At 64.7% G+C, this 7,901-nt stretch carries 8 protein-coding genes; 5 read left to right on the plus strand and 3 right to left on the minus strand.

Features of this window, described 5'->3' with window-relative positions; genetic code table 11:
* Window positions 1–44 precede the first annotated feature (44 nt).
* The gene (gene hspQ / locus Q2M23_RS28520; protein ID WP_021081543.1) at window positions 45–377 is read right to left on the minus strand and encodes a heat shock protein HspQ; all 333 of its coding nucleotides are present in this window, start codon (window positions 375–377) and stop codon (window positions 45–47) included.
* A gap of 121 nt (window positions 378–498) precedes the next feature.
* Between hspQ and Q2M23_RS28525 the strand changes: the two genes are divergently transcribed.
* Window positions 499–1,452 carry an AEC family transporter gene (locus Q2M23_RS28525; protein ID WP_316397774.1) on the plus strand — a complete coding sequence of 318 codons (954 nt, stop codon included), beginning with the start codon at window positions 499–501 and terminating at the stop codon, window positions 1,450–1,452.
* Window positions 1,453–1,522: 70 nt separating this feature from the next.
* On the opposite strand, the gene Q2M23_RS28530 is transcribed toward Q2M23_RS28525, so the two are convergent.
* On the minus strand, window positions 1,523–2,707 hold the full coding sequence (locus Q2M23_RS28530; RefSeq protein WP_316397775.1) for a UbiH/UbiF family hydroxylase: 1,185 nt from the start codon (window positions 2,705–2,707) through the stop codon (window positions 1,523–1,525).
* Window positions 2,708–2,839: 132 nt separating this feature from the next.
* On the opposite strand from Q2M23_RS28530, the gene pcsA reads away from it, so the two are divergent.
* From pcsA to Q2M23_RS28545, 3 genes are all read left to right on the plus strand, one after another.
* Window positions 2,840–3,568: a phosphatidylcholine synthase gene (gene pcsA / locus Q2M23_RS28535; RefSeq protein WP_057018701.1), complete on the plus strand. Its 729-nt coding sequence runs from the start codon at window positions 2,840–2,842 to the stop codon at window positions 3,566–3,568.
* Window positions 3,565–4,290, plus strand: a complete 726-nt coding sequence (locus Q2M23_RS28540) for a TerC family protein (RefSeq protein WP_076828894.1) — start codon at window positions 3,565–3,567, stop codon at window positions 4,288–4,290. Before pcsA ends, Q2M23_RS28540 begins: the two co-directional genes overlap by 4 nt.
* 158 nt (window positions 4,291–4,448) lie before the next feature.
* Window positions 4,449–5,423: a quinone oxidoreductase family protein gene (locus Q2M23_RS28545; RefSeq protein WP_050384723.1), complete on the plus strand. Its 975-nt coding sequence runs from the start codon at window positions 4,449–4,451 to the stop codon at window positions 5,421–5,423.
* Between the two features lie 138 nt (window positions 5,424–5,561).
* Here the strand turns inward: Q2M23_RS28545 and Q2M23_RS28550 are convergent, their stop codons facing one another.
* Window positions 5,562–6,758 carry an acetylornithine transaminase gene (locus tag Q2M23_RS28550; RefSeq protein WP_076828892.1) on the minus strand — a complete coding sequence of 399 codons (1,197 nt, stop codon included), beginning with the start codon at window positions 6,756–6,758 and terminating at the stop codon, window positions 5,562–5,564.
* A gap of 258 nt (window positions 6,759–7,016) precedes the next feature.
* On the opposite strand from Q2M23_RS28550, the gene Q2M23_RS28555 reads away from it, so the two are divergent.
* Window positions 7,017–7,238, plus strand: a complete 222-nt coding sequence (locus Q2M23_RS28555) for a DUF3606 domain-containing protein (protein ID WP_076828958.1) — start codon at window positions 7,017–7,019, stop codon at window positions 7,236–7,238.
* The last annotated feature ends 663 nt before the right edge of the window (window positions 7,239–7,901 follow it).

The following is a 7,901-nucleotide window of genomic DNA, read 5'->3' on the forward strand; positions in this document are numbered from 1 at the left end:
TGGCAGCGCGAACGCCGTGGCATTCGCCGGAGCGCCGCCGGACCTCAGTTCAGCGAGGGATTGCGCGGACGGTAGCCGCCCGATTTATCCTTGATGAAGATCTCCGCCACCTGCGAATGCCGGATCGGCTCGCCGGACTCGTCGGGCAAGAGGTTCTGCTCCGAGACATAGGCGACGTACTCGGTCTCCGAGTTTTCCGCGAGCAAATGGTAGAACGGCTGGTCCTTGTGGGGCCGCATGTCCTCGGGGATCGACAGCCACCATTCCTCGGTGTTGTTGAACTCCGGGTCGATATCAAAAATCACGCCCCGGAAGGAGAACACCCGGTGACGGACGATCTGCCCGATCTGAAACTTGGCGGTGCGCGCTTTGATCATGGCTCGTCGATAGACCAACATTGTGGCCGATGCTAGGGGCTAAGGTCCGAATTAACCCGCGCTTTACCGATTCCAGCCCTGCAAAAACGACCCGAAATCCGGCCGAGAAACTACTTTCAGAATGATCGATATCCTCAATCTGGCGTTGCCGTATTTCGGCTTGATCTTCATCGGTTACGCGTGCGGCAAGGCCAAGGGTTTGCCCGAGAGCGGGCTCGCCTGGATGAATTTCTTCCTGCTTTACGTTTCGTTGCCGGCGCTGCTGTTCGGGATCATGTCCAAGACGCCGTTTGCGGAGCTGAACAACCCGCCATTCCTGATCGCCACCACGCTCGGAACCGTGCTCGCATTCTTCCTGGCGATGGTCGCGGGCAAGGCGATCGGCGGGCTCACGCTGCGCGAGGCGACGCTGGCCGGCCTGTCGGGCGCCTACGGCAATATCGGCTATATGGGGCCTGGCCTCGCGCTCGCCGTGCTCGGTGCCAAGGCGGCGGCGCCGACGGCGCTGATCTTCTGCTGCGACAGCATCTTCCTGTTCTCGATCGTGCCGCTGCTGATCGAGCTCACCGACCGCGACCATCCCTCGCTGCTGCACGCACTCGGCGTGGTGCTGCGACAGATCGTGCAGAACCCGCTGATCATGTCGGCGGTGTTCGGGGCGCTGGTCGCCGCGTTTCACATCCCGATCCCGGTCGCGCTCGATCGCACCATCCAGTTCCTGGAAAACGCCGCCGCGCCGACAGCGCTGTTCGTGCTCGGCATCACGGTGGCGCTGCGGCCGTTCGAGCGGGTGCCGTGGGAGGTCCCGGGCGTGGTCGCGATCAAGCTTTTGATCCATCCGCTGCTGGCGTTCGGCCTGATGCTGCTGTTCGGCCCGTTCGCGCAGCCTTGGGCCGCGACAGCGGTGCTGATGGCTTCGCTGCCGCCGGCGCTCAATGTGTTCGTGATCGCTCGGCAGAACGACACCTGGATCGAGCCGGCGTCGGTCGCGGTGCTGATCGGCACCTTCGCCTCCGTGGTCACGCTGACCAGCGTGATGTGGTTCATCCAGAGCGGACGGCTGGTGTTTCCCTGATCGGCGCGCTTCTTATTTGACGCGTTTTCTTAACGCGAACCGGTACCCACTTCGCTCGAAAACGCTTTGCTCACCGCCGCCACGACGGAGCAAGGCCTTCGCGCATCGCCAGGCGCCGCAACGGGCCGAATGCGCCGAGCAGATGCAGGCCGGCAGCACGCGCCGTCTGCATGCCGAGGAAATCGCTCAGCAGCGACCAGTTGGCGATGTCGATCGCCCAGGTCCGGCTGGCGACATCGGGGCGCCGCGCCGCCTGGTAGCGCGACAGCACATTGGGCGCGCCGGGATCTTCGCCACGACCGATCGCCTGGCCGGTGATCTCGGCGATATCGGCGGCATCGCGCAGTCCCATATTGAGGCCCTGCGCGCCGATCGGCGGCAGCACATGGGCGGATTCCCCGACCAGCGCGATCCGGTCCTTGGCGAATTGCCGCGGCCGCTCGATCGCGAGCGGAAACACGTGACGGCCGCCCTGGACCTCGATGCGGCCGAGGATCGAATGCGATTGCCGCTCGGCGGCGAGCGACAATTCGTCGTCGCCGAGTGCCATCAGCCGCTCGGCCTCCTTGGGCGCCGAGACCCAGACCACGCTGCTTCTGGCGCCGCTGAGCGGCACGAACACGCAGGGGCCGTGCTCGGTGTGGAACTCGGTCGAGATGTTGTGGTGCGGCCGGGTGTGGGTGACGTTGAAGGTGAGGGCGGACTGCCCGAGCTCGCGGCTTGTCACCTCGATGCCGGCGGCCTCGCGGGACAATGAATTGCGCCCGTCGGCACCGACCACGAGCCGGGCCTGAAGCGACTGGCCCTGCCGCGTCACCACGGTAACCGCGGCATCGTCCGGCCGCACCGAGGCGGCTTCATCGTCGAACCGCGTCAGCGCGGACATTTCGCCGGCGCGGTCCTCGAGCGCCGCGACCAGCGAGCGGTTGTCGATGTTGAAGCCGAATTGCTCGCGGCCGATCTCATCGGACGAAAAGCGCACCTCGGGCGCACGGATCAGGCGGCCGGTATCGTCGACGAGGCGCATGGTCTTGAGCGCCGCCGCTCGGTCGCTGCAGCGCCGCCAGACGTCGAGCCGATCCAGGATATCGGTCGAGGCACCGAGCAGCGCGGTGGTCCGGTTGTCGGCATAGGGCGCGCGGCGCGCCAGCAGCGCAGTCCGCGCACCTGCGTCGGCAAGGGCAATCGCAGCCGTCAATCCGGCCGGACCGCCGCCTATTACGATAACGTCATAATCCAGCGAGCTGTCGGTCATATCAGGACATTTGACATGCTTGGCCCGATTTTCAAGCCATCGGTAACCACCAAGAGTTTCCAACGCTTTGCGCGGCGGAACGCCGCAAGACCGCATATGCAAACCGGTCCGATTCCTGATAGCACTCGGCCGATGGAGCATTCGAGCCAGCCCGATGCGTTGCCAGAACGGATGCGGACCGCCGCATTCACCGTTCATATTTTCACGGCGCTCGGCGCCGGGGTCGCACTGCTGGCGATGCTGGAGGCGGTGCGCGAGCACTGGGCCAACATGTTCGCCTGGCTCGGGGTCGCGCTCATCATCGACGGGATCGACGGCCCGCTGGCGCGCCGGCTCGACGTGGTGCGGCTGCAGCCGAACTGGTCGGGCGAGGTGCTCGACCTGGTGGTTGATTTCGTCACCTATGTGTTCGTGCCGGCCTATGCGATCACCGCGAGCGGCATGCTGCTGCCGCTGGCGGCGCCGATCCTCGGCATCGGCATCGTGGTCTCCAGCGCGCTGTATTTCGCCGACCGCCGCATGAAGGCCGATGACAACCATTTCCGCGGCTTCCCGGCGCTGTGGAATGCGGCGGCGTTCTACCTGTTCCTGCTGCATCTGCCGCCCGTGCTGTCGACAATCGTGGTCGCGCTCCTGATCGTGCTGACCTTCGCGCCGTTCCACGTGCTGCATCCGCTGCGTGTGGTGCGGCTGCGCTGGCTGACGCTGTGGCTGCTCGGCGCATGGGCGCTGCTCGGCATGTACACGCTCGCCAACGATTTCGTGGTCGGAGCCCCGATCACCTTCGGTCTCTGCGCCATCGCCGTCTACATCATCGGCAGCGATACCGTGATCCGCCGGATGAAAGCCTTCAGAGCATGATGCAACTGATCACCAGCCCGGAAGCCTGGGCGGCGCTGCTGACCCTGACTGCGCTCGAGATCGTTCTCGGCATCGACAACGTGATTTTCCTGTCGGTGATCGTGTCGCGGATCCCGCCGGCGCAGGCCAAGCGCGCGCGGCAGATCGGCCTGCTGCTGGCGCTGGTGTTCCGCATTCTGCTGCTCTCGATCCTGGTCTGGCTGATCGGGCTGACCCAACCGGTGATCACCGTCAGCGACGTCGCGCTGTCGTGGCGCGACATCATCCTGATAGGCGGCGGCCTGTTCCTGATCGCGAAAGCAACCCACGAGATCCACGGCGAGGTCGAGGCGCGCGAGGGGGAAGCCGGCGACAGGCCGAGCGCCAGCGCGTTCTTCTGGGTGATCGTGCAGATCATCATTATCGACCTGGTGTTCTCGCTGGATTCGATCATCACCGCGATCGGCATGGCGCAGGACATCGAGATCATGATCGCGGCGGTCGTGATCGCCTGCGTCATCATGTACATCTCGTCGGGACCGGTGGCGCGGTTTGTCGCGGAGCATCCGACCACCAAGATGCTGGCGCTGGCCTTCCTGGTGCTGATCGGCGTGGCGCTGGTGGCCGACGGATTCAAATTCCACATTCCGCGCGGCTACATCTATTTCGCGATTGCCTTCTCGGCCGCGGTCGAGGCGTTCAACGTCATGGCCAAGCGCAACCGCAGGAAGCCGGCGCGCTGATGGGCATGATCTCCGCGCAAACGCTGCGCGTTTGTCGCGAGGGAAAGCCGGTTCGCACTTTTCCGGAACGTGGCGTAGCCGGTTCCGGCCCGCTTGGTTGACAAGCCGGCCGCGATGGCATTCGCTCGCTTGACGCTGATATTGAGGGGAGCGACGACATGACCAAGGCTGTGCGCGTGCACCAGGTGGGAGGCCCGGAAGTCCTGACCTACGAGGACGTCGAGGTGGGCGCGCCGGGGACGGGCGAGGTCCGGATCCGCCAGCATGCGGTCGGTCTGAACTTCATCGACGTCTATTTCCGCACCGGCCTCTACAAGGCGCCCGGCCTGCCGTTCATTGCCGGCAATGAGGCTGCAGGCGAGGTGTTGGCCGTGGGTCCGGGCGTGACCAATTTCCACCCCGGCGATCGCGTCGCCTACTACTACAATCTCGGCGGCTACGCGTCCGAGCGCGTCATCCCGGCCGACAAGCTCGTCAAGCTGCCCGACCATATCACCTACGAGCAGGGCGCCGTGCTGATGCTGAAGGGCCTCACGGTCTGGTATCTCCTGCACAAGACCTTCAAGGTCGAGCACGGCCATCGCGTGCTGATCCACGCCGCGGCGGGCGGCATCGGGCTGCTCGCCTGCCAATGGGCGCGGGCGCTCGGCGCGCATGTCATCGGTACCGTCGGCTCGAAGGCGAAGGCCGATCTCGCGCTCGCCAATGGCTGCGATCACGTCATCCTCTATAACGAGGAGAACTTCGTCGAACGCGTCAAGCAGATCAGCCGCGGCGAGCTCTGCGACGTCGTCTATGACGGCGTCGGCAAGACCACGTTCCCGGGATCGCTGTCCTGCCTCAGGCCGCGCGGTCTGTTCGTCTCCTTCGGCAACGCGTCGGGCCCGGTGCCGCCGTTCCCGCTCGCCGAACTCAATAACCACGGCTCGCTGTTCGCGACGCGGCCCAAGCTCAACGACTATGTCGGCACCCGCAAGGAATTGCTCGAAGGCGCCGACACGCTGTTCGCCGCCGTGATCAACGGCAAGCTGCACGTGCCGATCAACCACGCCTACGCGCTCAAGGACGCCGCCAAGGCGCATATCGACCTGGAGAGCAGGGCGACGACGGGCGCGGCGATCCTGCGGCCGTAATTCTCGCCGTCATTGCGAGCCACCCGGTCGGCGCAAAGCGCCGCCGGATGACAGGCTCCGCGAAGCAATCCACCTCTCCACCCGGGAAGATGGATTGCTTCGTCGCTTCGCTCCTCGCAATGACGAGGGGGGAGGATCCTACGCCACCCGCCGTGCCGCGCCGACCTTGGTCAGCACCGTATCCAGGCAGTCGACGACAAGGGAAATCTCCTCCCGCGTCACGTTCAGCGCCGGCATGAAGCGCAGCGTGTCCGGCTGCGGCGAGTTGATCAGCACGCCGGCCGCAAACGCCTCGGCAACCACGGCCGCGCCGATCGGCATCTTCAGGTCGAGCGCCAGCAGGAGGCCGCGCCCCCTGATCTCGCCGAGTCCGTGCCGCGACGACAGCCGCTGCAATTCGCGCTCGAGCAAAAGACCGGCATCGACAACCGATTTCAGGAAATCGGGCTTTCCGATCTGATCGAGCACGACAAGCCCCGCGGCGCACATCAGCGGATTGCCGTTGAAGGTGCCGCCCTGATCGCCGTGATCGAAGCACGAGGCATGCTCGGTCGCGAGCAGGGCCGCGAGCGGCACGCCGCCGCCGATGCCCTTGCCGAGCGTCATGATGTCGGGCTCGATCCCGGCGTGCTGATAGCCGAACAGCTTTCCGGTCCGGCCGATGCCGGTCTGGATCTCGTCGACAATGAGCAGCAGGCCGCGCTGCTGGGTCAGCGCCCGCAACTCCTGCAAGAACTCATCCGTCGCGGGCCAGACGCCGGCCTCGCCCTGGATCGGCTCCAGCATGACCGCGACCGTCGACGACGTGATCAGCTTTCGCACCGACTCGATGTCGTTCAGTCTGGCTTTGCGGAAGCCCGAGACCTTCGGCTCGAACAGGGGCTCGAACGCCTTCTTGCCCGAGGCCGACATGGTCGCGAGCGTGCGGCCGTGGAAGCCGCCTTCGAAGGTGATGATCTCATGCGCGCCGTTCTTGTACTTCGTGCCATATTTGCGCGCGAGCTTGATCGCACCCTCATTGGCCTCCGCGCCTGAGTTCGCAAAGAACACCTGGTCGAAGCAGCTGTTGTCGACCAGCAGCTTTGCCAGTTTCAGGCTCTGCTCGTTGTAGAACGCCGGGCTCGGCGTCAGCAGCCGTCTCGCCTGCGCCGCCAGCGCGTCGGCCACGATGACCGGGGAGTGGCCGAGGGGATTGACGGCCCAGCCCTGCACGAAATCGAGATAGCGGTTGCGGTTGCTGTCCCACAAATACGAGCCGGCGCCGCGTACGAACACGACCTCGGGGCGAGCGGTGATGTCCATCAGCGCATCGAACGGATGGGTAGCGTTGGTCATGTCGATCTCCTCTGGGGTCGGTGTTGGGAAAGGGCAGGCCGAAAAGCGAGAAGGCCGCGCTTGGGGGCGCGGCCTTCTCGAAAACCTCGGCTGATTTATAGGATCAGCGATGGCGTCGGACACGGCGCAGCCCAGCATCGTCGCGGGTGCGACGACGGCAGATGGCGCGGCGGTGGGTCCGGTTCAGCTTCATGGCGCAGGCCCATACAGCGAGAGGGGCGGTGGTGTCAAGCGCGGACAGCGCCTCATTCGACGGGCATAGCGCGGAAGCAGACCGCGCGCGGTCGCAAGCAGGACCGTGCGCGCGTCGCCGGCGGGCAGGATTACGAGGTGAGCTATGAGGCGAGGAAAACCCGGAAGTCGGCAGCATCGGTGAAGAAGGCCGTCAAGAAGGTCGGCAATAGCCGCAAGCGAGTTGAGCGCCGGCTCGGGTCGGCGATAAGGAAGACGTTAGGAACGGTACCTTCGACGCGTCGTTAGCAATGCGCCGCTCCTCGGCAGAGCGGCATTAGACGAATGAACGTGCCCCGGGTCTTGCCCCCGAAGACCCGGGGCACATTCGCGACCATCTCTATTGGGACCGTCGCTTGGGACAGGAAAAAGCGGCAATTTGTCTCGCCGAGATTCACACGAGTTATTTCCGGAACTGGATGTCGTTGGGATGATCCGGGCAAGAGGGCGCGTGATTTTCATTTCGTGTTTTTTCTGCCCTAGGACGACGACCGTTGCTTCTCGGTGAACAGCGGTGCGGCGATCCAGCTTGGCCCCTGCATGATCCGGATGCAGGGCCTTTTTTATGAGTAGGAACGAAGCGCTTGCGGCCGCATTGTTCGCCCTGTTCGGTGCCGCACCGCTACCGGCACTGAGACGCCCAGCTGAACACTGGCCTCAGCTTTCGCAGCTGGGGCCCTTTCTACTGCGCGAATAGGGGTAATACGTCAGCCTCGCTGCAGACCGGCCAACTGAGAGGCCCTATTACATAAGAATGCTCGTCATCAGTGCAGCGAGCATCGTGGCGCTAAAGACCGCAACTCCTAGACAGACGCGCGCAGCCGTCGAATAGGAAGTAAGCGGCAAGGAGACCCCGTCTGGCGGAGGGGGTGAACGATCGGCTATCGGCTGCTAAGTTTGTGAGCCGATGTG

This window comes from Bradyrhizobium sp. 33ap4 (assembly GCF_032654765.1).
GTDB classification, from domain to species: domain Bacteria; phylum Pseudomonadota; class Alphaproteobacteria; order Rhizobiales; family Xanthobacteraceae; genus Bradyrhizobium; species Bradyrhizobium australafricanum.